The sequence below is a fragment of the Euzebya tangerina genome, assembly GCF_003074135.1.
Classification (GTDB): domain Bacteria; phylum Actinomycetota; class Nitriliruptoria; order Euzebyales; family Euzebyaceae; genus Euzebya; species Euzebya tangerina.
In genome coordinates, this window is record NZ_PPDK01000001.1 from 2,290,217 (window position 1) to 2,316,353 (window position 26,137).

At 69.0% G+C, this 26,137-nt stretch carries 28 protein-coding genes; 16 read left to right on the forward strand and 12 right to left on the reverse strand.

The window, feature by feature from the left end:
• Positions 1-42 precede the first annotated feature (42 nt).
• The 3 genes from C1746_RS10520 to C1746_RS10530 are packed head-to-tail and all read left to right on the forward strand — an operon-like array spanning position 43 to position 4,343.
• Entirely contained in the window at positions 43-1,050 is a 1,008-nt protein-coding gene (locus C1746_RS10520) for an NAD(P)H-dependent glycerol-3-phosphate dehydrogenase (protein WP_116714546.1), read from the forward strand.
• Positions 1,051-1,059: 9 nt separating this feature from the next.
• Complete coding sequence (locus C1746_RS10525; RefSeq protein WP_116714547.1) at positions 1,060-1,884, forward strand: beta-phosphoglucomutase family hydrolase; 825 nt, start codon at positions 1,060-1,062, stop codon at positions 1,882-1,884.
• A 53-nt stretch (positions 1,885-1,937) separates the two neighbouring features.
• Entirely contained in the window at positions 1,938-4,343 is a 2,406-nt protein-coding gene (locus C1746_RS10530; RefSeq protein WP_116714548.1) for a glycoside hydrolase family 65 protein, read from the forward strand.
• Positions 4,344-4,419: 76 nt separating this feature from the next.
• Here the strand turns inward: C1746_RS10530 and C1746_RS10535 are convergent, their stop codons facing one another.
• Positions 4,420-4,917, reverse strand: coding sequence for a DUF1707 SHOCT-like domain-containing protein (locus tag C1746_RS10535; RefSeq protein WP_116714549.1), 498 nt, complete (start codon positions 4,915-4,917; stop codon positions 4,420-4,422).
• Positions 4,918-4,952: 35 nt separating this feature from the next.
• Between C1746_RS10535 and C1746_RS10540 the strand changes: the two genes are divergently transcribed.
• On the forward strand, positions 4,953-6,020 hold the full coding sequence (locus tag C1746_RS10540; protein ID WP_116714550.1) for a DMT family transporter: 1,068 nt from the start codon (positions 4,953-4,955) through the stop codon (positions 6,018-6,020).
• A gap of 4 nt (positions 6,021-6,024) precedes the next feature.
• Here C1746_RS10540 and C1746_RS10545 read toward each other — a convergent pair whose 3' ends face one another.
• Positions 6,025-6,378, reverse strand: coding sequence for a CBS domain-containing protein (locus C1746_RS10545; RefSeq protein ID WP_162867615.1), 354 nt, complete (start codon positions 6,376-6,378; stop codon positions 6,025-6,027).
• Positions 6,379-6,483: 105 nt separating this feature from the next.
• A complete protein-coding gene (locus C1746_RS22020) occupies positions 6,484-7,170 on the reverse strand; it encodes a hypothetical protein (protein ID WP_162867616.1) in 687 nt (228 codons plus the stop codon).
• A 105-nt stretch (positions 7,171-7,275) separates the two neighbouring features.
• On the opposite strand from C1746_RS22020, the gene C1746_RS10555 reads away from it, so the two are divergent.
• The 4 genes from C1746_RS10555 (at position 7,276) to C1746_RS10570 (ending at position 12,222) form a co-directional block, all read left to right on the forward strand.
• On the forward strand, positions 7,276-8,646 hold the full coding sequence (locus C1746_RS10555; protein WP_162867617.1) for an amidase: 1,371 nt from the start codon (positions 7,276-7,278) through the stop codon (positions 8,644-8,646).
• A gap of 47 nt (positions 8,647-8,693) precedes the next feature.
• Positions 8,694-9,926: an acetyl-CoA C-acetyltransferase gene (locus C1746_RS10560; protein ID WP_116714554.1), complete on the forward strand. Its 1,233-nt coding sequence runs from the start codon at positions 8,694-8,696 to the stop codon at positions 9,924-9,926.
• Positions 9,927-10,120: 194 nt separating this feature from the next.
• A complete protein-coding gene (locus C1746_RS10565) occupies positions 10,121-10,972 on the forward strand; it encodes an acyl-CoA thioesterase (RefSeq protein WP_116714555.1) in 852 nt (283 codons plus the stop codon).
• 41 nt (positions 10,973-11,013) lie between these two features.
• Positions 11,014-12,222, forward strand: coding sequence for an MFS transporter (locus tag C1746_RS10570; protein WP_205711806.1), 1,209 nt, complete (start codon positions 11,014-11,016; stop codon positions 12,220-12,222).
• A gap of 24 nt (positions 12,223-12,246) precedes the next feature.
• On the opposite strand, the gene C1746_RS10575 is transcribed toward C1746_RS10570, so the two are convergent.
• From C1746_RS10575 to C1746_RS10590, 4 genes are read right to left on the reverse strand one after another with little or no spacing between them, the layout of a single operon-like run.
• Complete coding sequence (locus C1746_RS10575; RefSeq protein ID WP_116714556.1) at positions 12,247-12,483, reverse strand: hypothetical protein; 237 nt, start codon at positions 12,481-12,483, stop codon at positions 12,247-12,249.
• Between the two features lie 14 nt (positions 12,484-12,497).
• Positions 12,498-14,051: a sucrose phosphorylase gene (gene gtfA / locus C1746_RS10580; protein ID WP_116714557.1), complete on the reverse strand. Its 1,554-nt coding sequence runs from the start codon at positions 14,049-14,051 to the stop codon at positions 12,498-12,500.
• Entirely contained in the window at positions 14,048-14,701 is a 654-nt protein-coding gene (locus tag C1746_RS10585; RefSeq protein ID WP_116714558.1) for a uridine kinase family protein, read from the reverse strand. The genes gtfA and C1746_RS10585 overlap by 4 nt, the downstream gene beginning before the upstream one ends.
• A 54-nt stretch (positions 14,702-14,755) precedes the next feature.
• Positions 14,756-15,334, reverse strand: coding sequence for a GNAT family N-acetyltransferase (locus tag C1746_RS10590; protein WP_116714559.1), 579 nt, complete (start codon positions 15,332-15,334; stop codon positions 14,756-14,758).
• An 86-nt stretch (positions 15,335-15,420) separates the two neighbouring features.
• Here C1746_RS10590 and C1746_RS10595 point away from each other — a divergent pair, with 86 nt between their 5' ends.
• Positions 15,421-16,185, forward strand: a complete 765-nt coding sequence (locus tag C1746_RS10595; protein WP_116714560.1) for an inositol monophosphatase family protein — start codon at positions 15,421-15,423, stop codon at positions 16,183-16,185.
• Between the two features lie 97 nt (positions 16,186-16,282).
• On the opposite strand, the gene C1746_RS10600 is transcribed toward C1746_RS10595, so the two are convergent.
• Positions 16,283-17,017: an alpha/beta family hydrolase gene (locus tag C1746_RS10600; protein WP_116714561.1), complete on the reverse strand. Its 735-nt coding sequence runs from the start codon at positions 17,015-17,017 to the stop codon at positions 16,283-16,285.
• 105 nt (positions 17,018-17,122) lie between these two features.
• On the opposite strand from C1746_RS10600, the gene C1746_RS10605 reads away from it, so the two are divergent.
• Positions 17,123-17,776 (forward strand): YdcF family protein, encoded by a 654-nt coding sequence (locus C1746_RS10605; protein WP_162867618.1) that lies wholly within the window; start codon positions 17,123-17,125, stop codon positions 17,774-17,776.
• A gap of 24 nt (positions 17,777-17,800) precedes the next feature.
• Positions 17,801-18,616, forward strand: coding sequence for a lipase family protein (locus C1746_RS10610; RefSeq protein ID WP_162867619.1), 816 nt, complete (start codon positions 17,801-17,803; stop codon positions 18,614-18,616).
• Positions 18,617-18,635: 19 nt separating this feature from the next.
• Here C1746_RS10610 and C1746_RS10615 read toward each other — a convergent pair whose 3' ends face one another.
• The 4 genes from C1746_RS10615 to C1746_RS10630 all read right to left on the reverse strand — a co-directional run bounded on the left by C1746_RS10615 (position 18,636) and on the right by C1746_RS10630 (position 22,090).
• On the reverse strand, positions 18,636-19,271 hold the full coding sequence (locus tag C1746_RS10615; RefSeq protein WP_162867620.1) for a DUF3024 domain-containing protein: 636 nt from the start codon (positions 19,269-19,271) through the stop codon (positions 18,636-18,638).
• Between the two features lie 181 nt (positions 19,272-19,452).
• On the reverse strand, positions 19,453-19,971 hold the full coding sequence (locus tag C1746_RS10620) for an NUDIX hydrolase (protein WP_162867621.1): 519 nt from the start codon (positions 19,969-19,971) through the stop codon (positions 19,453-19,455).
• 17 nt (positions 19,972-19,988) lie between these two features.
• On the reverse strand, positions 19,989-21,431 hold the full coding sequence (locus C1746_RS10625; RefSeq protein ID WP_205711807.1) for an NAD(P)-dependent malic enzyme: 1,443 nt from the start codon (positions 21,429-21,431) through the stop codon (positions 19,989-19,991).
• Entirely contained in the window at positions 21,428-22,090 is a 663-nt protein-coding gene (locus C1746_RS10630) for a metal-dependent transcriptional regulator (RefSeq protein ID WP_116714566.1), read from the reverse strand. Before C1746_RS10630 ends, C1746_RS10625 begins: the two co-directional genes overlap by 4 nt.
• 274 nt (positions 22,091-22,364) lie before the next feature.
• Here C1746_RS10630 and C1746_RS10635 point away from each other — a divergent pair, with 274 nt between their 5' ends.
• The 5 genes from C1746_RS10635 to C1746_RS10655 all read left to right on the forward strand — a co-directional run bounded on the left by C1746_RS10635 (position 22,365) and on the right by C1746_RS10655 (position 26,084).
• Complete coding sequence (locus C1746_RS10635) at positions 22,365-22,739, forward strand: hypothetical protein (protein ID WP_162867622.1); 375 nt, start codon at positions 22,365-22,367, stop codon at positions 22,737-22,739.
• 11 nt (positions 22,740-22,750) lie between these two features.
• Positions 22,751-23,909 (forward strand): peptide chain release factor 2 gene (gene prfB / locus C1746_RS10640; RefSeq protein ID WP_414627964.1). Its coding sequence is split into 2 segments (ribosomal slippage): positions 22,751-22,819 and positions 22,821-23,909, totalling 1,158 coding nucleotides; the frame shifts between segments, so codons are not numbered across the junction.
• Positions 23,906-24,562 (forward strand): hypothetical protein, encoded by a 657-nt coding sequence (locus tag C1746_RS10645; protein ID WP_116714569.1) that lies wholly within the window; start codon positions 23,906-23,908, stop codon positions 24,560-24,562. The genes prfB and C1746_RS10645 overlap by 4 nt, the downstream gene beginning before the upstream one ends.
• A complete protein-coding gene (locus C1746_RS10650) occupies positions 24,559-25,347 on the forward strand; it encodes a hypothetical protein (protein WP_116714570.1) in 789 nt (262 codons plus the stop codon). Before C1746_RS10645 ends, C1746_RS10650 begins: the two co-directional genes overlap by 4 nt.
• On the forward strand, positions 25,347-26,084 hold the full coding sequence (locus C1746_RS10655; RefSeq protein ID WP_116714571.1) for a YqjF family protein: 738 nt from the start codon (positions 25,347-25,349) through the stop codon (positions 26,082-26,084). Before C1746_RS10650 ends, C1746_RS10655 begins: the two co-directional genes overlap by 1 nt.
• The last annotated feature ends 53 nt before the right edge of the window (positions 26,085-26,137 follow it).

Below are 26,137 nucleotides of genomic sequence, written 5' to 3' on the forward strand. Positions count from 1 at the left end.
ACCAGTCGACACGAGGTCAGGAAGCCGTGCAATAGTCGGCAGATGACCAGACAGATGAACGTCACGATCCTCGGCTCCGGCTCGTGGGGGACCACTCTCGGCAGCGTCTCGTGCCACAACACCCCGACGACGATCTGGGCCCGTCGGCCGGAGATCGCAGAGGAGATCCGGACCCAGCACACCAACACCCAGTACCTGGGTGACAACCAGCTGCCCTCCAAGCTCGATGCCACCGCGGACCTCGCGGCCGCCTGTGCCCAGGCCGACGTTCTGGTCGTGGGGGTTCCGTCGCAGTCGATCCGGCAGGTGCTGACCGACGCCGAGCCGCACCTGCGACCCTGGGTCCCGGTGCTGTCGCTGGTCAAGGGTCTCGAGCAGTCCACGAAGCTGCGCCCCACCCAGGTGATCGACGAGATCCTGCCCGGCCATCCCATCGGCTTGCTCGCCGGTCCCAACATCGCGAGCGAGATCATCCAGGGCAAGGCCGCGGCCGCCACGATCGCGATGCCCGACCTGCGCATCGCCAGTTCGTTGCAGCCCCTGTTCGCCCGCAACCGGTTCCGGGTCTACACCAACACCGACGTGCTCGGCAGCGAGCTCGGCGGGGTCCTGAAGAACATCATCGCGATCGCCGCCGGCATGGCTGACGGGTTGGGGGTCGGGGTGAACACCGCCGCCATGGTCATCAGCCGGGGGTTGGCGGAGATCACCCGGCTGGGCGAGGCCCTGGGCGCCGACCCGCTGACCTTCTCGGGCCTGACCGGACTCGGAGACCTGATCGCGACGTGCATGAGCCCGGCCTCCCGAAACCGCCGGGTGGGGGAGCAGTTGGGCGAGGGCAGGACCATCGAGGAGGCCGTCGAGATCCTGGGTCAGGTCGCCGAGGGCGTCAAGACCGTCCGCAGTGTGGTGGATCTGGCCCGTGAGCACGATGTGGAGGTGCCCATCTGCGCCGAAGTCGACGCGGTCGTCAACGAGGGTCGAACTCCGATCGAGGCGTATCGCGGCCTTGTCCGAATCCAGCCCGGGATGGAACACGAGGCGGGGTAGCGTCTAGTCATGAGCGACCATCCCGCCGAAACCGTTCCCGCAATCCCCGCCTCGGAGTACGACGCCGTCCTGTACGACCTCGACGGTGTCCTGACCGACACGGCATCCCTGCACGCCCAGGCGTGGAAGCAGATGTTCGATGAGTTCCTCCGCCGGTACGCCGCGGACCACGACATCCCCTTCGAACCGTTCGAGATCGCCACCGACTACCGCAGCTACGTCGACGGCAAGCCACGCTACGAAGGCGTCAGCGCCTTCCTCGAGTCGCGCCGCATCGTGCTGCCGGAGGGGTCGATCGACGACCCGCCCGAAGCCGACACGACCTACGGGCTCGGGAACCGGAAGAACGAGGTCGTCCAGAAGCTGATCCAGGAGGGCGTCGACGTCTACGAGACATCCCTCCGACTGGTCCGGATCCTGCTCGACGCGGGCGTTCGGGCGGCGGTCGTCTCCTCCAGCCGCAACGCTCGCCCTGTGCTCGACACCGTCGGGATCGCCGACCTGTTCGAGGTCGTCGTGGACGGGGTCACTGCGGCCGAGGACGACATCCCCGGCAAGCCCGAACCAGACATGTTCCTCGCCGCCGCGGAGCGGCTCGGCGTGGAGCCCGCGCGAACAGTGGTGGTCGAGGATGCCATCGCCGGCGTCGAGGCCGGGCATGGTGGCGAGTTCGGGCTGGTCATCGGCGTCAACCGCGAGGATGACCACGGTGAGAACGCTGTCGCACTGCGCAATCACGGTGCGGACATCGTGGTCGACGACCTGGGTGAGTTGCTGCAGCCGGCTGAGAATCCAACCGGCTCGGAAGCCGGCGGCTCGGCAGCAACGGCATGAGAAACCGCGAGTTGCTGCAGGCAGCCGAGTAGCGGCGAGAGAGAGGTACACCGATGCTGCAACGTGACATCGTCGGACTGCCGACATCGATGTACCCGCCCGATGAGTGGGCGCTGGTCGAGACGGCCTGGACCGAGCGGTACATGGCGGTCACCGAGACCATCTTCGCCATCAGCAACGGCTACCTGGGACTACGTGCCGTGCAGGAGGAGGGCCATCCGCACGCCGAACGCGGCACGCTGATCAACGGTCTCCACGAGCAGTGGCAGATCGAGCATGCCGAGGAGGCGTTCGGGTTCGCCAAGACCGGCCAGACCATCATCCCGGCCCCGGATCCGCGGCGGTTCCACCTCTACGTGGACGACGAGATCCTGAACCTCGCCTCAGCTGAGGTGAGCGAGTACGAGCGTCGGCTGGACTTCCGCACCGGCCAACTCACACGCCGGATGACCTGGCGGCTGCCCGCTGGCGTGGTGGTCCGCGTCACCTCCGCCGCCATGACCTCGCTGGCTCAACGCCACCTGGTCGCCATGCGCTATGACATCGAGGTCCTCGAGGGCAGTGCGCCCATCGTGATCAGCAGCCAGTTGCGCAACGAGGCTGACAGCCGGGACAACGCCGGCGACCCGCGGCTGGCTGACGGGTTCGATCATGAGGTGCTCGAGTGCGTCGACGCGCGGGCTGACAGCACCCGACAGATGCTCGAGTACACCGTCGCGAACTCGAAGATGACCCTGGCGTGTGCCATCGACCACGTCGTCGAAGGCGACCACATCACCGACATGACCGGCCATGCCACCGCCGACCGCGGGAAGCTCGTGATCACCGCCGACGGCGTCGAGGGCTCGCGCATCAGCATCACGAAGTTCGCGGCCTTCCACACCTCGGCGGTGAACCCCAGCTCCACGGTCACGCCGACCCACCAACTCGCCGATCGCTGTGACCGGACCTTGGATCGCGCGCTGCGAACCGGGTTCGACGGGGTGGCCGCCGAGCAGGCCGAGTACCTGGAGGACTTCTGGGATCGCAGCGATGTCCAGATCGGCGGAAACACCACCGTCCAGCAGGCCGTCCGCTGGAGCCTGTTCCACATCATCCAGGCGGCGGCCCGGAGCGACGGCCTCGGCATCCCGGCCAAGGGTCTAACCGGCAGCGCGTACGAGGGTCACTACTTCTGGGACACCGAGATCTACGTCCTGCCCTTCCTCACCTACACCCAGCCGCGCGTTGCCAGGAATCTGCTGCAGTTCCGCCATCGTCTGCTGGACCACGCCCGCGCGCGAGCAGTTGAGGTGGGGGAGCGGGGGGCGCTGTTCCCGTGGCGGACGATCACCGGTGAAGAGGCGTCGGCCTACTACGAGGCCGGGACGGCCCAGTACCACATCGACTCCGACATCAGCTACGCCGTGGACAAGTACGCCCGCGTGACCGGTGACGTCGAGTTCCACCACGACGCCGGTGCGGAGATCCTGGTGGAAACCGCGCGCATGTACGCGAGCCTCGGGTTCTTCCGCGAGACCGACGCGGGCACGTCGTTCCACATCCACGGCGTGACCGGGCCGGACGAGTACACGACGGTGGTCAACGACAACGCCTACACCAACTTGATGGCCGCGAAGAACCTGGCTGATGCCTGGAAGTTGGTCACCCGCCTGCGTGAGCACGACCGTGAGGCGCACCTGCGGCTGATCGGACGGACCGGTCTGCGACGGGAAGAGGTGGAGACCTGGCGTCGAGCCGCCCGGACGATGTACCTGCCCTACGACGCCGCGAAGGGCATCACCCCGCAGGATGATCACTTCCTGTCGCTCGAACCGTGGGACTTCGAGGGCACGCCGCGAGAGAAGTACCCGCTGCTGCTGCACTTCCATCCGCTGGTCATCTACCGGCACCAGGTCCTCAAGCAGGCCGACGTCGTGCTCGCCATGTTCCTGCGGGACGAGTGCTTCGACGACGAGCACATCGCCCGCAACTTCGAGTACTACGACCCACTCACCACCGGGGACTCCTCACTCTCGACGTCGGTGCAGTCGATCATCGCCAGCCGGATCGGCAACGCCAGCAAGGCCATCGAGTACTTCCGCTACGGCGTCTTCATGGACCTGGCCGATGTCGCCGGGAACACCAGTCACGGGGTCCACGTCGCCGCGGCCGGTGGCGTGTGGATGTCGATCGTGTACGGCTTCGGCGGTCTGACCGACACGGCAGAGCGGTTGACCTTCCGACCGCGACTGCCCTCGTCCTGGGACCACCTGCACTACTCGTTGATGTGGCAGGGGCATCGCCTCGACGTGGCGGTCGAGCGGAGCGAGGTGATCTACCAGCTGAACTCGGGCCCCGACCTGGTGATCGACCACGAGGGCCACTCGGTGACCTTGACCGCCGGGGTCGAGGAGCGCTGTCCGATCACCTCGGTGTGGGATGACCAGCACCGGGGTGAGGTGGAGTCGGTCGCCTGACCGGCCGGGATTCGGCACGATCGGGGCCTGACCCACGCCAGGGCGGAGTTCTGCACGATCGTGGCCCGGAAAGCCCTCAGAACCAGCTGCCGTCGTCCTCGTCAGGCTCCTTGGTGCCGTTCCACACCGCGTACGCGCCTGGAATGACCCCGAGCCCCGTGCCCATGATGGGCCAGACGGGCCAGAAGTAGCCGCCGAAGTCCGTGACCGCCCAGATCATGGTGAAGAAGAGCGCCAGCGTCAGCCAGCCGACGATCATCGACTTTGCGGCGGCCCTCCGCCGGGCAGCTGACGGGTCAACCGGCGGTTCTACCACTGCCGGCCGACCGTCGGCGTCCAGGGCCGGCAGGTCGTCGAGGATGCCGGCCAGGTCCGACTGCTTCCGCGCGGCCATGGTGCGCTCGAGCCGGTCCTCGTACTCGAGCATGTCCAGCCGCCCGTCGGCCAGATGGCGACCGAGGAGGCGTGACACCTCCTGCCGGGCGGCGTCGTCGATCCTGAGGTCAGCCCGGTTGCCCGATCGGGGCACGGCCGCACTCGACTCCGACGGCGGCTGGGCGTCGAAGGCGGACATCGGCTCCTAGCATATTCCCCAGGCGGGCCGTCCGGGTGGGCACCGTCGAGAGCGGTGCCCCGTCACATGGCCCCTACGCTCGGTTCATCCTCATCTCACCCAGTCCAGCAGTCACCACGGCTCGTCTTCGACGGTTCGGCGCGTCAGTGCGCTCGATCGGGGAGCGGTTTCCGCTGGCCCTGGTCGCACTTGGCGTCCTGCTGTACTCCACCGGTCCCGTGATGTTGCAGGCGTCATCGGTGTCGGGCCCGGTGTTCAGCTTCTGGCGCCTGTGGCTCGGCACCGCGGTCCTGTGGGTCGCGGTAGGTGTGGTCCACCTGCGCTCGCGTGTCGGCGCCGGCCCGCGCCATCGCCGCGAGGTCACACCTCCCGGCAGGGCCGGCTGGCGCTGGCCGGTCATCGCCGGTGTGTTCTTCGGCGTCCACCAGTTGATGTTCATGTCTGCGGTCAAGATGACGACCGTCGTCGATGTCGCGTTGATGAACGCGCTGGCGCCGATCATCACCGCGCTGGGCGCCTGGTGGTTGTTCCGCGAGCGGCCCGGCGGCCGGTTCTGGGCCTGGTCCCTGATCGCCATCGCTGGCGGGGCGTACCTGGCTGTGGGCGCATCCTCCGGGCCTGCGGGGAACATCGGGGGGATGACGCTCGCGGTCCTGAACGTCGCCTTCTTCGCGGGCTTCTTCCTCGCGTCCAAGCGCAGTCGGGGCCAGATCGGCGTGTTGCCGTTCCTGGCTGGGACGATGGGGACGGCGGCCCTGGTCGTGACCAGCTGGATCCTGGTCTCCTCGACCGACGTCGGGACGGTCACCTCAACCGACCTCTGGTTGACGTTTGCGGTGGCCGTGGGACCTGGTGCGATCGGACACTTCGTCATGACCTGGCCGCTGGCCTTCGTCCCGGCGAACATCCCGCCCGTCATGCGATTGGCCCAGCCCGCCATCGCCGGGATCCTGGCCTGGATGATCGTCGGCGAAGCACTCACCTGGACCCACCTGCTGGGCGGGTTGGTCGTCGTGGTCGGCGCAGCCGGGGCGATCAGCTCGCGGGACGGCAAGCGGCTGCGCATCGAGGCCAGGCGATCCGCCCCACAGCCGGCTCGCTAGGACACTAGACCGACAGCTCGCTGAGCACGTCCCGTGCCGAGAGCACGCCAACCGGTCGGCCTGTGCTGTCGACCACCACCAGGTGTCGTGTCCCACCGGCGACCATCTTCTTGATGCCGTCCTGGATGGGTGCGGTCGACTCGATGGTCAGGATGTCCCCCTTCGCCCGGTCAGCCAGGGCGGTGTGGCTCAGGCGATCGTCGTCGGCGAACGCCGTCACGATGTCTCGTTCGCTGAGGACCCCCACGAGTTCGTCGCCATCGGTGACCAGGAGCAGGCCGATCCCGCGGTCGCGCAAGGTCTTCGCAGCCGTGTCCAGTGACTCCTCCTTGTCGAGGGTCACGAACCAGTCAGTCATGCAGGCGCTGACGGGTTGTCTGAGGCTTCGCTCGGCGTCGCTCATCCGGCGTGCACACTAACAGGGTGGACACGCCAGTCAGCAGCCCATTCCTGACGCTGTTGGTCACCTCGGACGACCCCCGGCGGCACCTCGACGAGCCAGTCCAGCCGTTGCCGCACGGCTGACCGCGAAGATGGGACTCCAGATCCGGGCCACCGATCCCTCCAGCGGGACCATGGCCTTGCCGCCGAGGTCGGTCACCACCTCACGATCGTCCGCGACGGCGGCCCCGACGGCGTCCCGAAGCTCAGGCCCGTAGGTACTGGCGTCATCCGGATGCGGGAAGTGCTCCGGGTCGGCGAGGACCAGTGGCCTGACGATTCCCACGCCGCAGGCGATGCCATTCCCGGGATCCAGCGTGGAGATGAGTGCCGCAACCTCGACCATCACCCCCGGCTCCGCTGCACCAGCGGCTCCCAGCACGCGTCGGCTGGCCGGGTCGTCCGGGGGATCGGACAGGTCGCTGGGGCACAGGGTCATCGTGGTCACCAGCAGACCGCCACCGTCGGGGATCTCGAGCAATCCCGCGACCGTGATCAGGTCGGGGCTGGTGGCCGCCACCCGGACGGTCCCGGCCAACTCCGTGAAGGTCTTGGGTGCGAGATCGGCTGGGTCGAGGATCGGGACGTCGGCCAGTGGCCCCTCACCCCGTGGCCACTGCGCCAGTATCTCCGGGATCTCGGTCATGCGGGGCCGCAGCGTCGCCCGCACGGCATCCAGATCTGGGGGGAGGATCGGTTGAGGAGACATCGACGGCCCAGAGTAGGGTCGGGCGCCTTGCACACCTCGGCGACAACCGGTCACTCGCCCACACGGGGCGCGAGCCCAGCCCCGGCCGTCCTGGCGGAGGGGCCGATGGCCGCGTGGGACGGGGTGCGGACGGCTCAGGCGATTGCCGAGGGTGAGGTCAGCCGGCGTGAGGTGGTGGACGCGGCCATCCAACGGGCAATCGCCGTCGATGGGCACCTGCACGCGTTGGTCACGCCGGCGTTCGAGGCCGCCCGCCGGTTGGCTAACCGTCCTGGTGTCGGGCGACTTGCGGGTGTGCCGACCGTGGTGAAGGACCTGAGCGAGTGGGCGGGCCACCGAACCACCTTCGGAACGCGCGCCTCCGGACAATTCATCTCTCGGCGCACCACGCCCGAGGTGGTCGAGCTGCTGGCGACCGGCCTCGTACCGATCGGCAAGTCCACGGCCCCCGAGCATGGCATGGTCCCGACGGCCGAGCCAATCGGCTTCCCGGCGACGCGGAACCCGTGGAACACCGAGCACTCCACGGGTGGGTCATCCAGCGGCTCGGGTGCGCTGGTCGCCGCCGGAGTGGTGCCGATCGCCCATGCCACGGACGGGGGCGGCTCGATCCGGATTCCCGCGGCGTGCTGCGGCGTCATCGGGCTGAAGCCCAGCGATCGTCGGATGGTCGACATCGAGGGCAACCGGGAGATGCCGGTCCACCTGCTGTGCAACTCGGTGCTGACCCGGACGATGCGTGACACCGCCGCGTACGTCGCGGCCGCGGAGGAGCACGACCCCTCACCGGTCTTCCCACGGGTCGGACACGTCACCGATCCCGGTCCGGACCGTCTGCGCGTGGCCGTCGTCGCCACCTCCACCATCGCCACCGTGAGCGCACAGGTGCAGCGCGCCACGCGGCAGACGGGCGATGCGCTGGCGGACCTCGGCCACCGGGTGACCGAGATCCGGATGCCCTACGACGAGGAGCGGCTGGCCGACGACTTCCTGCTGTACTGGGGCCTGCTGGCTGCGACCCTGCCCGCGGTCGACCGGCGGGTCCTCGGTCGCTCGACCGACACGGGCTTGTTCGATCCCTGGACCAGGGGCCTGGCCGTCCATGCGCGGCGCAACGCCCTGGCCGTGCCGGGCGCCATCCGTCGCCTTCGAGCGGCGAAGCGGATGTACGCCGACCTGATGAGTCGCTATCACGTGCTGCTCAATCCGACGCTTGCAACCACGGCCCCGAGGCTGGGCTGGCTTGACGTCACGCTGCCGTTCGAGGATCTGCGGGCAAGGCTGTACGCGTTCACCCCGTTTGCGGCCATGTTCAACGTGACGGGAGTCCCGGCCATCTCGCTGCCGATGGCCATCGGTGCAGATGACCTGCCGATCGGGATCCAGCTGGCGGCCGGGCCGGGCGAGGAGCGGGTCCTGATCGAGCTCGGTCTCGCGCTGGAGGATGCCGTCGGGTTCAACCGCCCTGTGGTGTGACCGCTGGTTAGACCCGTCTGGGGGTTGCTGCAAGACTACGGAGCCTGATGGCTGAGCTTCACGACGTCCTGATCTGCACGCCGCTGCGCACCCCCGTCGGCGGGTACGGCGGCGTCTTCCGCGACGTGCCGGTGACCACGCTCGCGTCAACGGTGCTCTCGACGGTCGTGCAGCGAAGCGGTGTGCCGGTCGACGCGGTCGACGACGTACTCCTGGGTCAGTGCTACCCCAATGGCGAGGCCCCCGCCATCGGTCGCGTTGCCGCCCTCGACGCCGGGCTGCCCGTCGCGGTGACCGGTCTGCAGATCGATCGGCGCTGCGGGTCCGGTCTCCAGGCGGTCTTGGATGCGGCGATGCGGATCCAGACCGGCGTCGCCGACGTCGTGATCGCCGGCGGTGCCGACTCGATGTCCCAGGCCGAGCACTACGTCCTGGGCGCGCGCTGGGGGCTGAAGGGCCGCCCGGCGGACTTCGCCGACCGGCTGGCCCGTGGGCGCGTGACGGCCGGAGGGCACAACCACCCCGTTCCAGGCGGGATGATCGAGACGGCCGAGAACCTGCGGGCCGACTACCAGATCAGCCGGGAGGACCAGGACGCGCTGGCCGCCCAGTCGCACCGTCGGGCGGTCGCGGCCCAGGAGGCCGGCCTGTTCGATGAGCAGATCGTCCCGGTGTCGGTGCCCCAACGGAAGGCGGATCCGCTGGAGGTGACGACGGACGAGCACCCCCGGCCCGACTCGACGCCGGAGGCGTTGGCGTCGCTGCGGCCGATCATGGGCCGAACGGTGGAGGGGGCGACGGTGACGGCGGGCAACGCCTCGGGCCAGAACGACGGGGCGGCGATGTGTGTGGTGGCCTCCCGCGCCGCGGTGGAGGAGCACGGGTTGACTCCGTTGGCGAGGCTGGTCAGCTGGGGCCTCGGTGGTGTCCGCCCCTCGCACATGGGGCTCGGACCCGTACCGGCGACGGTGCTTGCACTGGAACGGGCGGGGCTCTCGCTGGCGGACATGGACCTGATCGAGTTGAACGAGGCGTTCGCCGCCCAGGTGCTGGCAGTCACCTCGGAGTGGGGCTTCGGGCCCGGCATCGAGGGGCCCGACTGGGAGCGGACGAACGTGAACGGGTCGGGGATCTCGCTGGGCCATCCGGTGGGGGCGACGGGGGCGCGGATCCTCTCGACGATGCTCCACGAGATGCACCGACGGGACGCCCGGTTGGGGCTGGAGACGATGTGCATCGGGGGCGGGCAGGGCCTGGCGGCCATCTTCGAGAAGGTCTGACCCGCGGAGCCCGCAGCGTCTGTCGACCGGCACGGCCGGTCGATCTCGTGGCGGGGAACCTGACCTCGTGGCGGGGAACCTGACCTCGCGGCGGGGAACCTGACCTCGTGGCGGGGAACCTGACCTCGTGGCGGTCCCGTAGGACCTGTGCGCAGCTTCCCTCATGAGCGGCCCATCAGGCAGACTGCACGCCCATGGCTGATTCCGTCTCCTCGCTGCTGTCCCTGCTCGACATCGAGACGCTGGACGTCGACCTGTACCTCGGGGAGGCCCCCAAGACCGACGTCCAGCGCGTCTTCGGTGGCCACGTCGCCGCGCAGGCCCTCGTCGCCGCCGTGCGAACGGTCGACGAGAAGCGCCAGGTCCACTCACTGCACTCCTACTTCCTGCGGCCCGGTGACCCCAAGCACAACATCATCTTCCATGTCGACCGCATTCGCGAAGGCCGGTCCTTCACCACCCGACGGGTTGTGGCCAAGCAGCAGGGCAAGGCCATCTTCCACCTCTCGGTCTCCTTCCAGATCGCCGAGGACGGGCCGGAGCACGCCGACCCCATGCCGGACGTTCCCTCCCCGGACGAGTTGCAGACCATGCAGCAGCTCTTCGCCGGCGCAGGCGTGGACTGGAAGCCGCCGTTTCCGGAGTGGAGCTCGGTCGACCTGCGCTACGTCACGCCGGCCAACGAGGTCGCGCGGGCCCGGTCAGGGCGGCTCCAGGCGTGGTTCCGAGCGCTCGACCACGTCCCCGAGGTACCGCACCTGCATGTGTGCGTGCTCACCTACATGTCCGACATGTCCCTCCTCGGCACCACCATCACGCCACACGGCGGCATACCCGGGAACCACAACTACCGGATGGCCTCGCTCGATCACGCCATGTGGTTCCACCGCCCCTTCCGGGCCGATGAGTGGCTGCTCTACGACATGCGATCCTCCAACGCCTTCGGTGCCCGGGGCCTCGCTCACGGCCAGCTCTTCACCGAAGGCGGCACCTTGGTCGCCACCGTCATGCAGGAAGGCCTGATCCGGCCGATGAAGAAGAGCTGAGGGAGGGAACCCCTCACGCCCGAGAACGGTTACGACACTAGGTGACCACTCCAACCCCCGTGGCGCACAGCGCGCAGGCCGACCCCGACGGTCGATGGCGGGCGCTGGCCATCCTGTCGATCGCCATGGTCCTGGCGATGACCACCTGGTTCAGCGCGGCCGCCGTCCTGCCACAGCTCCGCGACGTCATCGGGATCAGCGACGCCCAGGGCGGGCTGCTCACCATCGCCGTCCAGCTGGGGTTCGTCACCGGCGCGCTCATCTCGGCCGCGACCAACCTCGCCGACCTCCTGCCGGCCAGACGGCTGGTCCTGCTCGGCACGATTGGCGCCGCCGTGGCGAACCTCGGCCTGCTCGTGATCGACAGCTTCACTGGCGCCGTGGCCGTCCGGTTCGCGGTTGGCGTCAGCCTGGCCGGTGTGTACGGGCCGAGCCTCAAGGCCATGGCGACCTGGTTCCGCGCTGGCCGTGGCACTGCGCTCGGCGTGATGGTCGGCGCGCTGACCCTGGGGTCGGCCACCCCCCATCTCGTCAACGGCATCGGTGGCGCCGACTGGCGGACCGTCATCGTGGCAACCAGCGTCCTGACCGTGCTGGGTGGCGTGATCGCCGAGGTCGGCATCTCCGACGGACCGTTCCCGTTCCCTCGGACCGTCTTCGACCCCACGAAGCTGGGGCTGGTCTTCACCAACCGGAAGGTCCGCCTCGCCAGCATGGGCTACTTCGGGCACATGTGGGAGTTGTACGCCATGTGGGCCTGGTTCGCCGTCTTCTACGCCGACGTGGTCGACGACAACACCCGGACCGCGGCCCTCGCGACGTTCGCCGTCATCGGCATCGGGGCTCTCGGCAGTTGGGTCGGCGGTGTCATCAGCGATCGCATGGGGCGGACGACCGCCACGACCATCGCCATGCTCTGCAGCGGCGCCATGGCCCTTGTGGTCGGGGCCCTGGTGGACGCCAGTCCGGCGCTGGTCCTCGCCCTCGGCCTGTTCTGGGGCTTCTGGGTGGTGGCGGACTCGGCGCAGTTCAGCGCCCTGGTCACCGAACACGCCGACCAGCGCTACGTCGGCACCGCCGTGACGATGCAGTTGGCGATCGGGTTCACGCTCACGGTGATCACCATCTGGTTGGTGCCACTGGTCCGCGACGCGTCTGGGTGGTGGCTGGCATTCGCCATCCTGGTCCCAGGCCCCGCGCTCGGCGTCTGGGCGATGCAGCGCCTGCGTCGACTCCCGGCCGGCACCTGACCGTCAGCGACACGCTCGCGCCTCCTAGCGTCGCGCGACCGCCCCGACCAGGTAGCCGATCCACCGGACTGCGGCCATGAACAACACCCAGGAGACGACGAACTGCACCCAGGCGTTCAGGGCGTCGAACACGAAGAGCGAGGCAATCGCAGCGACCACCACAACGGTCCCGATGCTGCTGGGCACCCGTCGACGCACCCGGACCTGCTCGGCGGCGTTGGCGTGGAACCGCTCGGGGAGGAAGATCTGCGGGACGGACATGGGGCGCTCCCAGCCTAGCCAGCGCTGATGCTGAAGGTGTGGTCAGCCAGATCGGCCTGCAAGGTCGCGCTGCTCCCAGCGCCCGTCCACGTCATCGTCAGCTGGTCCGTGCCGGACAGGGTCACCTCCAGTTCGCCGTGGAAGGCAGCCGAGGTGTTTCGCAGTCGGAGCATCTCCAACTGGCGCTGGACCACCGGCTGCCGCAGGCCCGCCTCCACCTCCTCGAGCGTGAGGTTCGTGCGGTTGATCTCCTTGTGCCCACCAGCCCCCGCGCGGTCGGCTGCCTCGTAGTCGTTCGTGCCGGCGAACAGGTCCAGGTACCAGATCTGCGGGGTACCCGGCATGAAGAGCTGGATCGCCCGAGCCAGCAGCAACCGCTGCTCGTCCTCACCAAGGGCACTGAAGAAGGTGGCGTTGACCTGGTAGTAGGAGATCTTGTTGCCATCCGGGCCGTACAGGTTCTTCACCCGTCCGCCGCGGTCCAACAGCCGGTCGATCACCGCCTCGATCGTGGCATCGGGAAGCAACCCCGCCGCGTCAGGACCGCCGCGCAGATCGATCACCGGGATGCCGTCGTGGCAGCCCAGCATGTTCACGGTCGCCAGGTCGCGATCCTGGATCTCGGTGATCCACCGCACGAGGTTGGTCCCGTCGCCCGAGTCGAGTGCGTCGATCAGCAACCCCGGGAAGAAGAAGTCATACACGGGATAGCCCCGGTCGGAGAGCTCCTCGTGCACCTTGGTCCCGTACTCCGAGTGGATCTCCGGCAGCAGGATCAGCCCCACCTCCTCCGCCATGCCCCGAAGCCGATCCAGGTACTCCCACGTCCCGGGGGTGTTGAAGAAGTTGGTCCGTCCGACCTCCTTGTGCAGGTACGCGAACGCGTCCAGCCGCAGGATCTTCGCGCCGAGCTCGGCCAATCGCCGGAAGGTCTTGGCGTAGAAGTCCCACACCGCTTCAGAGCTGGCGTTGAGGTCCATCTGCCCCAGATACGTACGCTCGCCGTCGACGACCTCGACCTTCTGGTAGAAGGTGTTCCAGTAGTAGCGGTCAGAGCCGTCCGGGAATCGGACCGCCAGGATCGGCAGCCCTGGCTTGCGCATGAACAGCTTGTCCAGGTGCTCGGGGTTCGGCACGACGTACCCGTCGTCGTGCATCTCGCCGTTGCCCTCCCAGAACGCGTTCCAGTCGATGAAGAAGTCGACGTACGGCGAGTCGTCGCCACGCTCGAGCATGTCCTGGAACTGGGGCGAGCCGACCGAGAGGTGGTTCAGGACCAGATCGAACTTGAGTTGGATCCCCAGTTCCTGCAGGGCAGCGATGTCGGCGGGGCTGGCCATGTCGGCATCCAGCTCGTAATCGATCACCGAGAACCCGCGGTCCAGGTCGCTGTGGAACACGCTGGGCAGCAGGTAGAAGAGACCGAACACATCGGCGAACTCGGGTCGCTGGAGGACGGCGACCATGGCGGAGAGGTCACCGCCGATCGAGTCCGGGTACGCGTTCAGCATCACCGCGTTCGGCAGGCTGGCCTTCATCGAGGGAGTGCTCGGCGAGGGTGCCGTCATGAGACGGGGATGACGTCGTAGTCGCGGGTGATGATGAAGTCCGCCAGGTTCCGGTGACCCGCGATGATCTTGTGCTCGGTCTTCAGGACGTTCTCGATGAAGGGGTCGCCCACCTCATCGCCGCGGTTCCGCTTCTGTCGGTGCTCCAGGGTGTCGACCCGATTTCGCGCGATGAAGACCCGCGTGTCGACGTGCTTCAGCAGGCTGGTGTAGGTGCCCTCTGCGATGACGACGGCCACGCCTCGAAGGTCGACGGTCTCCTCCTCGACGGTGTTCGCGTCGTAGTCGATCAACGGCTTCGTGATCTCGTCGTCGCCCGCCAGCGCATCGAGGAGGTTGCCTTCGAGCACGTCGAACCGCACCTCGACGTGCGGGCCCAGCCACGAGTCGTCCTCACGCCGTTTGGCATCGTTGGACTTCGGCGGCAGGACGAAGTAGTCGTCCTGGCCGAGGACGACGGAGGTGATGCCGTGCGGCTCGAGGGCCTCGGCGATGGCGGTGCCGGTCTCGGACTTGCCGCTGCCCGACTCGCCCGCAACGGTGATCACGTAGCGTCCATCTCGCGCCCTGATCGGCTCGACCAGACTCGGGACGATGGCCGCCGCGGCGGCTCGATGATGGTCTTCCAGAACGATGACGTCACCCTTCATGGCTGGACCGTAAACCGTTTCGATCGGCCAGCGAAAGGGATCGCCGGAATTGCCCTACGTCGAGGAGTTGTGAGCGGCCCAGGCATCCTCGTACCACGGGGGTCGTTCGGGGACCGGGCCAGGTGGATCGAAGTGCTCAGCCGCCTGCGCTGTGAGGTCGTACTGCAGGGCATGACCCACACCGGCGGGGAACACGACGTCGCGGTCCGGACGCCTGACGAATCCCATCCGCTCGTACATCCGACGGGCAGTGTCCATCCACTCCATGGTGTAGATCGCCACACGGTGGTGGCCATCCCGGCGCCCGCGGTCGAGGCACGCCTGCACCAGGGCACGCCCGACACCCCGCCCCTGGGCCGAGGTCGCGACACCCAGCATGCGGAATCCGCAGTCGCCGGCGCCGGCGTTCTCGAAGTGCTCCTGGCCGGCCTCGACGTAGGTGACCGATCCGAGCAGGTCCGGCCCGTCCACTGCCACCAGGACGGCGGCCCCCGCATCGACTCGGGCACCGGTGTCGCGGATCTGGGCGCGGTAGGGGCCCTCGATGGTGCCTTCTCGGTCGTAGGCGGCGATGACGATCGCGCCGACGGCCTCGTACTCCTCAGGGCGAACGGGTCGGATCTCCAGCGTCATCCAGGCCCGAACGGTACTCGTCCGCAGCGCCAGGCGTCCGTTGCGACCGGCCCGGCCAGTGCCGCGGCCGCCTAGAGTGCCGTCGCATGCAGGATCTCCTCGAGTTCGCGGTCGACGCCGCTCGGCAGGCAGGCGTGTTCACCCTGACCCACTTCCGCCGCGCCGGGCTGGTGGTGGACCACAAGTCCGATGACAGCCCGGTCACCGCGGCCGACCGCGGAGCAGAGACGCTCCTGCGTCAGCTGATCGCGGACCGCTACCCCGACGACGGCATCATCGGCGAGGAGCAGGACCGTGTGCCCGGGACGTCCGGGCGGACCTGGATCATCGACCCGATCGACGGGACCAAGTCCTTCGTCCACGGCGTGCCGCTCTTCACCAACCTGGTGGCATGCCGCGACCAGGACGGCCCACTGGTGGGGGTGATCAACACACCCGCACTGGAGGAGGCCACCTGGGCCGGTCGTGGACTCGGCTGCTTCCACCAGAACAGCCGTGTCCGCCTGACCGAGACCGGATCGCTGGCCGACGCCTACGTCATGACCAGCGGGACGGAGTGGTGGCCGCCGTCGCTGCGGCACCTGCTGCTCGATCCCCCGTTCACGCTGCGGACCTGGGGGGACGGTTACGGCTACTCGCTGGTGCTGACGGGACGGGCCGACGCGATGCTGGACCCGCAGGCGGCGGTGTGGGACCTGGCCCCCCTCCCGGTCCTGGCGGCCGAGTCGGGCGCGCGCCTGACCGGGGTCGACGGGTCGGAGGAGATCGACTCGGGCTCGGCGGTCCTGAGCAACGGCCTGATCCACGACGAGCTGCTGGCCGCGCTGTCAACCTCCCATGGCACGGATTGACCGATTTCGTCGATGTCGGACCTGTGGCGGCCGGTCAATCTGTGCGGGCGCGGCCTGCTGACCTGCGGCTCTGGCAGAACGTGACGGCCCGCCACGCTCAGTTCTGGTCGATCTGTGACACCGACCCCGGCAACGCGGCCATCCAGGACACCAGCACTGACGCCGCCTCCGCGAACACCTCGTCCTCGGTGCGGCCGTCCATCTTCCGCGGCTTGAAGGAGTGATCGGCTGCGGCCAGCACGTGCGTCGTGCAGAGCCCAGCAGGCATGTGCTCCGACACGTTCGCCTCGAGCGTGTCCGTCGGGGCCATCGGGTCCCGACTGCCACACAGCAGCAAGACCGGCACGGTCAGGTCCGGCCAGTGGTCGACCCGCAGCCGGTCCTGCCGGCCCGGCGGGTGGAGGGGATAGGCCAGGCAGGCCACGCCGTCCACCGGCAAGGACGGGTCCTCGGCCGCCACGATGCTGGCGATCCGGCCGCCCATCGACCGGCCGCCGATGACCAGCGGCCGGCCCTCGGCGATGCGCGGCGACAGCGCGGCGATCACATCACGCCATGCCGACACCAGCCGAGGTGCCGGGTCGGGTCGCTTCCGACCCATCTCGGTGTAGGCGAAGTTGAACAGGGCGGTCGGGTGGCCTGCGGCGACCAGATCGGCGGCGTGGCGCTGCATGTGGCGGTGGGCCATGGACGTTCCGGCCCCGTGGGCCAGGATCACCGCAGCCCGCCCCCGCTCCCCGTCGGGCCAGACCTGCGCGGTGGTGGCCTCCGCTGCCTGCGGCGGGCTCAACGGGACGGTCACCAGTTCGGGTGCGCGCTCACTCGTACACATGTGTAGCTTCTACCGGAAAATCCGGGTCAACCTACACATGTGGACAACCTCGCGGCGGCAAAGCCGGGCCGTCGACGGGCGCCCGCGCGGTACCGTCGAGGGACTGTGACACGCCGTCTGTTTGCCCTCCTGAGCTGGCTGCTCCTGGCCGCCGTGCTCTACGTCGGCGTGACCTTCGGGCAGGTGTGGTGGACGGCGACCCACGATGAGGCCACGCCGTCCCAGGCCATCGTGGTGCTGGGTGCCGCACACTACGACGGCCGTCCCTCGCCGGTCTTCCAGGCCAGGCTGGACCACGCCGCGACGCTGTACCGGCAGGGCCTGGCCCCTCGCGTCGTGGTGACGGGTGGGCAGGGCTCCGGTGACTCGGTCAGCGAAGGCTGGGCGGGCTACACCTACCTCACCAGCCTCGGCGTCCCCGACGAGGACCTGCAGTTGGAGACGGGAGGTCGGACGTCGTATGAGTCCCTCGCGGCCTCCGCCCGATTCCTGGCCCGCGACGGGATCGCGGACGTGATCCTCGTCTCAGACGGCTGGCATCTGCGTCGATCCGTCGCGATCGCGGACGAGGTGGGGCTGCAGGCCCGGCCATCGCCAGCCCCCGGCTCGCCCTACTCCGACGATGCGGCGCGTCGTCAGATGCTCCGCGAGACCGCGGGACTGGCCGTCGGTCAGATCATCGGCTTCCGCCGGTTGGATCGCCTGACTGGCCTCGCGGCCGATGAGTCGATCCAGGGCGCGGTGACATCGGCGTCCTGAGTGCTCTGTGGCAGGCTGTCGACGATGCCGGACAAGCCCGCCCCAACCGCTGACGACCTCCACAGCCGCCTCGACGGGGCGGTCGCCGACATGACGGAGCTCACCCGATCGCTGCTGTTCGCCGAGATCTCGATGATCGCCTATCTGGAGCCCGAAGAGGCCACCGACCCCTTCGCGATCCTGGGGTTCGACGAGGTCGAGTTCATCGACCGGGACGGCGCCCAGGCCTACCTCGTCTACACCGACCACGATCTGGTGGTGGCCTGCCGCGGGACCGAGCCCGGCGACTGGAACGACGTCAGGGCTGACGCCAACGCCCTCCACGACCTGGCCGAGACCGTCGGGCGTGTGCACCGGGGCTTCAAGCGGGAGGTCGACGAGCTCTGGCCGCAGATCCTGGACGGCCTGATGGGATCGGCCGACGGCCCCGGACACGACGTGTGGTTCACCGGCCACTCGCTCGGCGGGGCGATGGCCATGATCAGCGCCGGTCGCTGCCTCATGGCTGACGTGCCGATCGATCCGATCCAGACGATCACGTTCGGTGCACCGCGGGTGGGCACCAGGCGGTACGTCCAGCACGCCGACATCGACGTCCTCCGCTGGGTCAACAACAACGACATCGTCCCGCGGGTCCCGCCCACCTGGATGGGCTACCGACACCGAGGGACGCTGAAGTACCTGGACTCCAACGGGGTGCACCGGCGCATGAAGCGGCAGGAGATCGCCAAGGACCGGTGGGACGGGTTCGTCCGAGCACTCAAGCGGGGACGGGTGGACAACATCTCCGACCACCTGATCGCCGACTACGTGACCCACCTGGCCGCGAACCAGCGCTGAGTCCGGCCACGGTGGCCGGCTATCCCAACGGTGAGTCGGGCAACGCGTCCCCGTCGGCCAGGTCGACCGGTGGACCGCCCTCACCCCAGAAGTGATGCAGTGGGTCGACGCGGACGGCGTCGAGACAGGCCGAGAGTGGTTGACGGCGGCGCCGGCCCCGCACCAGGACGGGCCACCACTCACCCTGGATCGCACGACGGTAGAGGTGCCACCGGCCATCCTCGGTCCGACGCAACTGCATCAGCGGCCTGCGGACCAGCCCCTGCGACCGCCGTGCCGCGGGAACCATCCAATCGACGGTGAGCACGTTCCGCCAGGTCGACACCTCGAAGGCATCCAGTGGGAAGTGGCGGCGACGCCAGGTCTCGATGACGGCCTCGGCTCGGTCCATGACGCCGACGTCGTCGACCTCCCGGGCCGGCCCGATCGCCGCGAGGCCCGAGTGGCCGCCCTCCGCCCAGGCATCCGCGACGAGCCGCAGCTGTCGTGGGGTGATCGAGGCGCTGGCAGCCAGGAACTCGAACTCCGCGACGTCCCGACTCCTGGCCTTGTCGGCCCGCTTCGCGAGCCGGCGAAGCTGTGTCGGCGTGAGCGCTTCGAGCGGGGAGCGCTGCGGCCGACCCTCGGGATGGACAGCACGGCCGCGGCCGCTCACCGATCCAGCCCCACGCCCATCACGGCTGGGGTGACCGCCGGGCACCTGTCCTTCCATCGCGTGGCCTTCCGGTGCGCCGCTGTCGTTTGCGCTGCACGTGCCTTGTCTCCTACACCCGTTATAGAGCAACGGGCTGTAACATGCACGACCCGAGCGTGAGGTCGTGGGGGGCGGCGAGCGGTCACCGAACGAGGTCGGCAGCCCGATCGAGGACACCGGCCAGTCCCGGATCCGCCATCACCGAGGCCTCCTCCCACGCAAACCAGCGGCACTCCGGGGACTCATCCGGTCCGGGGACAGGGGGGTCAGGTGGTGCGGTCAGGGCGTACCGCAGGTCCAGGTGGCGGTGGCCCCGGCCACCGTCGTGGGCATCCACGTGGATCAGCCGTGGCTCGTCGAACAGGTGCCTGACCGCCAACCCCGTCTCCTCGATCGCCTCGCGCACGGCGCCCTCGTGCGGCCACTCCGCGCCATCGACGTGACCACCTGGTTGCAGCCACACGCCCAAGCGCTTGTGCTTCAGCAGCACGATCCCCTCCCGCCGGACGACCAGGGCACTGCCGGTCACGTGAGTCGCTGCCGCATGCTCATCGAAGGGGCGAGCCAGCTGCTCCAGACCAGCGAGGACCTCCACCTGCGACGCGGCTTCGCGGGCATTCACCGGGGCGAGTGCGGCGACCGCGGCCCGGGTGGCAGCCACCCGTTCATCCGCGCCACTCACGCCGAGCGGGCCAGACCGGCCCCCGCTGCCGTCTCGGCAACCGCCGCCGCCACCGCAGGGACCACGCGACGATCCAGGGGAGACGGGATGATGTGGGTGGGAGACCGCTCGGCGTCGGTGACGATGTCGGCGATCGCTTCCGCGGCCGCCAACGTGACGCGGTCGTCGACGGCGCTGGCCCGGACGTCCAGCAGGCCGCGGAACAGGCCGGGGAAGCACAGGACGTTGTTGATCTGGTTGGGGAAGTCACTACGTCCGGTGGCGACCACGGCGGCGATCTCGCCGGCGATCCTGGGGTCGATCTCCGGCGTCGGGTTGGCCATCGCGAACACGATCGGGTCGTCGGCCATCAACCGAAGGTCGTCGAGGGTGATCGTGTTCGGACCGGACAGACCGATGAAGACGTCAGCGCCGGCGAGTGCCACCGTCTTGTCGCCTTGCAGGTCCCGAGGGTTGGTCTGCTTGCCCAAGCGGCGGAAGATGGGGTCCCGGGCGTCCTTGCGGCGGGCGGTGACGATGCCAGCGCGGTCGACGCCCACCACATCCGTCACACCCGCGGCCATCAGCAGGTTCGCCACCGCGATCCCGGCCGCACCGATGCCCTGGACCACCACTCGGAGCTCTGGCCCGATCGACTTGCCCACCACACGCAGGGCGTTGCGCAACGCCGCGAGGACCACCACGGCCGTCCCGTGCTGGTCATCGTGGAACACCGGGATGTCCAACCGGCGGCGCAGCTTGCCCTCAACCTCGAAGCAGCGTGGTGCCGAGATGTCCTCCAGGTTGATCCCGCCGAAGCCGGTGGCCAGTGCCGCGATCATGTCGACCAGTCGGTCCGGGTCGCGTTCGTCCAGGCAGATCGGGTAGGCGTCCACCCCGGCCAGGTCCCGCAGCAGGATCGCCTTGCCCTCCATGACCGGCAGGGCCGCCAGGGGGCCGATGTCACCCAGTCCCAGAACGGCTGAGCCATCGCTCACCACCGCCACGGCGTTCCCCTTGATGGTCAGGTCGTAGGCCGCTGCCGGGTCGTCGGCGATGTCCAGGCACGGTCGGGCCACTCCCGGCGTGTAGACGAATGCCAGGTCCTCGAGGTCGGCCACCTGCGAGGTCGCGGTCACGGCCAGCTTCCCGCCGGCATGCCGGTCCAGCACCACGTCGGTGTGATCGAGCACCACCATCCCGTCCACGGCCCGCAGCGCGGCGACCACCGACGCTGCGTGCGCCTTGCTGCTGGCTCGGAACCCCGCCCGGAGAACTGCCTCGGGCGAGGTGGGCGTCCGCACCACGGGGGCGTCGACGGGCAGACCCCCTGCCGCGCGGATGATGGCGTTCACGGCCTCAACCCGTGCGGCACCGCCCAACTGCACCACGTGGGTGTGGCTGATGGACACCGGTGAGGCCACCGACGCCGAGGCGTCGGCCTGCTCAGGATCGCTCACGAAGTCTGGATCCAGACCAGCCCGGCCGTGGACGGGGAGAGGTCGACCGAGCCGCCTTCCAACTCGAGCGTCACGCCGTCCGGCGTCTCGACACAGCGTGCCGCCGCCCCTGGTCGGACCCCGTGGTCGTGCAAACCCCGCATGATCTCGACGTTGACCTGCAGCTGCTCGGAGATGCGGGCGATCGTGCCAGCCTTCCCGTCTGCGGCAGCCTTGGCCACCGTCGGAAGATCTGACCACACCTGGGTTGCATCGCCGTCGGGGATAGGATTGCCGAAGGGGGACGTGTCCGGGTCGCCGAGCAGATCGATGAGTCGCTCCTCGACAGTGTCGGAGATGACGTGTTCCCAGCGGCAGGCCTCGTTGTGCACCTCCTCCCAGGACAGTCCGATGACATCGGTCAGCAGTCGCTCGGCGAGTCGGTGCTTGCGCATCACACTCGCAGCCATGTGGCGCCCGGTCTCGGTCAAGGTGACGCGCCGATCGGGGTTCAACACGACCAGACCATCGTCCTCCAATCGGGCCACGGTCTCGCTGACCGCAGGAGCCGAGACCCCCAACCGCTCGACCAGGCGCGCGCGAAGTGCCGGGACGCCCTCCTCCTCGAGTTCCCACACGGTTCGCAGGTACATCTCGGTGGCGTCGATCAGTGGCGTCATCGCCGACCAATCTACCGCTCGGCGTCCGTCCCTTGGCAAGGCCTGCGGGGCACGGCGGGCCCGGTCCACTAGGTTCGGGTCATCATGGCGACCGTCCGCGCGATGTATGTGGATCTGACCGATTCGTCCTCCGCGCTGGCGTGGTCCTGGTTGCAGGTCGTCGACCCGTTGCAGCGCGTGGAGCTGCGGCCCTTCTGTGCGGCTGTTCCCGAGCCGTGGGACTGTGCGACGCCGCCGCTGTCGTTGGAGCTGTTGATGCTGCTGGAGCAGGCGCGTGACGTGCATCCGCCACGCCATGCGAGACGTGGCGGATGCCGCCTTCGCCCACGTCGGTCGGCCAGGCCACCCCTCGGCCATGGGCAAGCCCCATGTATCGCTCTCGACCTGGCTATCGGTCTGGTCGGCAACCGGGCTCTCGAGCGAGGTCTACGACCGGCGCCGTGACCGGCTCCGGGCCGAGGTCGGGTACTGGCAAACCGAGGCCGTCGAGGAGTACGGCATCGATGCGGTGCCCACGCTGCTGGCGGACGACGGCACCACCGTCCTGCTCCGCCTCGATCCGGAGGTGGTCGAGCCCACCCGCGCCGACGAGCTGTGGCAGCACGTGCGTCAGCGGTTGGACGCGGTCAGCGGCGGGGTCGACCGTTAGGGTTTGCGAGCATGGCCACCGATCATCACGAGGCGCTCGCGGAGTACCGGCAGAAGCTCGCTGAAGTCAAGGAGTATCTTTGACACCGATACGCAGCGGGCGCGCCTGGCGGAACTGCAGATAGAGGCTGCACAACCTGATCTGTGGGACGACCCGCAGGCGGCCCAGCAAGTGACCAAGGAGCTGTCGGCCGTGGAGGACGATGTCCGCGTCTATGACTCCTTCGCCGGCCGTCTCGAGGATCTCGAGGTCCTCAACCAGTTGGCGGTGGAGGAGGACGATGCGGCGGCCTCCGCAGAGGTCGAGGCGGCGCTCGACGGACTCGCCACCGACTTCGCCGAGCTCGAGATCAGGGTGCTGCTCTCCGGGGAGTACGACGCCCGGGACGCTGTCGTCACCGTGCATGCCGGAGCTGGAGGCACCGACAGCCAGGACTGGGGGGAGATGCTGTGGCGCATGGTGCGACGATGGGCGGAGACCAGGCGCTTCACCGTCGAGTTGTACGAGACCCAGTGGGGCGATGAGGCCGGGATTCGCTCCGCCACCTTCGCGGTCAAGGGTTCGCGTGCCTACGGCTGGCTGCGCAGCGAGCACGGCGTGCACCGACTGGTCAGGATCAGCCCGTTCGACTCGCAGGCCCGTCGGCACACGGCCTTCGCGTCGATCGACGTCATCCCCGAGATCGACGAGGCCAACGAGGACGTCACGATCGAGCCGGACGACCTGCGCGTGGACGTCTACCGCTCCTCCGGTCCCGGAGGACAGGGTGTGAACACCACCGACTCGGCGGTTCGGCTGACCCACATCCCGACCGGCATCGTGACCAGTTGCCAGAACGAACGCTCCCAGTTGCAGAACAAGGCGACGGCGATGGCCCTGCTGAAGACACGACTGGCCCAGCTGGAGCGGGAGAAGCGAGAGGCCGAGTTGGCCGAGGTCCGCGGCGAGCAGCGGTCGGTGGAGTGGGGCTCACAGATCCGCTCCTACGTGCTACACCCCTATCAGATGGTGAAGGACCACAGGACCGACTTCGAGACGGGTAACACCGCGGCCGTTCTCGATGGTGACCTCGACGGGATGATGACCGCCTTCCTGCAGTGGGAGGCGCGTCAGAACGTGGACGCGGGCCGTGTCACGGCCGGTGGTGCCGGAGCGGATGGTGGCCAGTGACCCCACCGGATCAGTTGGCTCGTGCGGTCGAGCCAGTCACGCAGTCACCACCGCAGTCGCGCCCGCCGGGAGTCTCGGGTCAGCCACAGCAGCTGAGCGTCCTCGGCAGCGGGCGCCGCTCCCTCTTCGACCGGGTTCGCCCGACGGAGATCGCGGCGGTCGGTCGGAAGCTGCGGGGTCCGGGCGGTATGGCCCTGGCCAGCTTGCAGTCCACCGGGGTCACCGGCGGGACCCTTCGCACCGCAGACGACGTGATCGTCGGTGGTCGAGCCTTCGGCACGCCCCGGCCAGCGTGGTTCGCCGCGACCGAGGGGGCGGCCATCGGGCAGGCGTATGGGATCGCCACGGTGCGGGGTCAGCGCGGAATCGGCGGGCACTCCTGGTGCATCGTCCGCAGTCGCGCGCTCCGCCTGGGGCCTGCGCTCGAGGCCGTGACGGCGATCGGCGACCTGGATCCCGTCGGCCTCATCCTCATCATCGTCGGGCCGACCGGGAGCGAGGAGCGGATGGTTGGCCTGCTCGAGGCCTGCGGCGTGATCACCTCGAGGGCTGACAACAACGACGCCTGGTCCGTCGTGTCGGCGCTGGATCACGCCGCGCGACGCAGCCGCAGCACGGCCACCGCGGTCGTCGCCACCCGGGACGGCTCGTGACGGCGCTCGACGTCGACAGCAAGGTCCTCGAGTCCCGCACCGCAGCGATGGCGGTGTCCGCCGTGCTGGTGCAACTCGCTGGTGAGCACAGCAACTTCACGGTCCTCTGCGGTGAGGACGTGGGGCCGGCCGAGGCCTTTGCGAGGACCTGGCCGGAGCGACTGCTGACCGTCCCACCCCTGGCCGCTCGGGTGGCCGTCGCCGAGGGCGTCCGGCGGGCCGGCGGTCAGGCCGTCGTCGTCCTGGAGGCCGGCATCGAGCAGTTGCCCGTCCACGCCGACGGCGGGGTCGTCATGCTCAGCCAACGGGATGATCACATCCGGTTGGCCTTCAGGGCCGGCATCCACGTCGTCCAGCCAGCCTGGGTGCCGGACGTCCCGCGGCTGCTGGGTGGTGCGCTGCAGGCTGGGTACACCACGCTCCTCCGACCGCCGGACGTGCTCGGTGCGATCGAGGATGCGCCGGCACCCACCTCGATCGGCGCCCACCGGATGTTCCACCGTGGCAGTGACGGGCTGGTCATCGGGGCCGGCCGGACGGCCGCCATCTGTCGCGAGGTCGGGCTGGTGCTGGCACGGGCCGACATCGGGATCACGACGATGGACCTGCACACGGTCACCCCGGAATCCGGCTTGGACGCTGGGATCCTCGCCGACCACCTCCTGGTCGGGCCGCTGGACAGCCCCAGGGCGGCAGCGATGGCCGCCGTTGCGGTGGATGACAAGATCTCCTCGGTGGTGCGGTCGGTGAAGGACGTCCTGGGCCTGCGCGGCACGCGCCGCTGATGCCGGTGAGGTACCCCGACGCCTCGCCCCATGTGATCGGGCAGCCTGCGGTCACCCAGGTCTGGGAAGACATCACGATGCTGCACTGGCGGGTGGATCCTGGGCACCTGCAGACCCTGCTGCCGGACGGTGTCGTGCCGGACATCGCCGACGGCTCGGCCTGGGCGTCGTTGGTCCCATTCCGCATGACCCGACTGACCGCACCGCCCCTGCCGCCGCTGCCCTACGTCGGCCGCTTCTGCGAGACCAACATCCGCACCTACGTCGACGGGCCGGATGGTCCGGCGGTGTGGTTCTTCTCGCTTGACATCCCGGTGCTGGCCGGCTTGCCGGTTGCCCGACTCGTCTTCGGACAGCCCTACACCTGGTCGCGCATGGGGATGCGCCGTCGCGGCGAGGAGATTCGCTACATCTGTCGACGGCGCTACCCCACGGCCGAGCACGGCGACGTGCCCCGGCCACGAAGCCGCGTTGGGGTCCGGCTCGGGTCTGCGCTGGACCTCGACGACGTCGATCGGTTCCTGCTGAACCGCTGGGGCGCCTACTCGGTGATCCGTGGGAGACTGCACCACGCCCCCGTGGCCCACGACCCGTGGCCGGTCCGTGCGGCGACTATCACGGTGCTGGACGACCAGTTGGCCGCGGCAGCGGGGGTCCCCATCTCGACGGTGGAGCGCGTGCACTACGCGTCAGCGGCTCGCGGAGTCAGCTTCGATTGGCCGCAGCCCAGCGGGTGACCGCCCCGCGTGCCGATCGGCCCTTGAGACGGGCCGATCCGACATGTTACAGT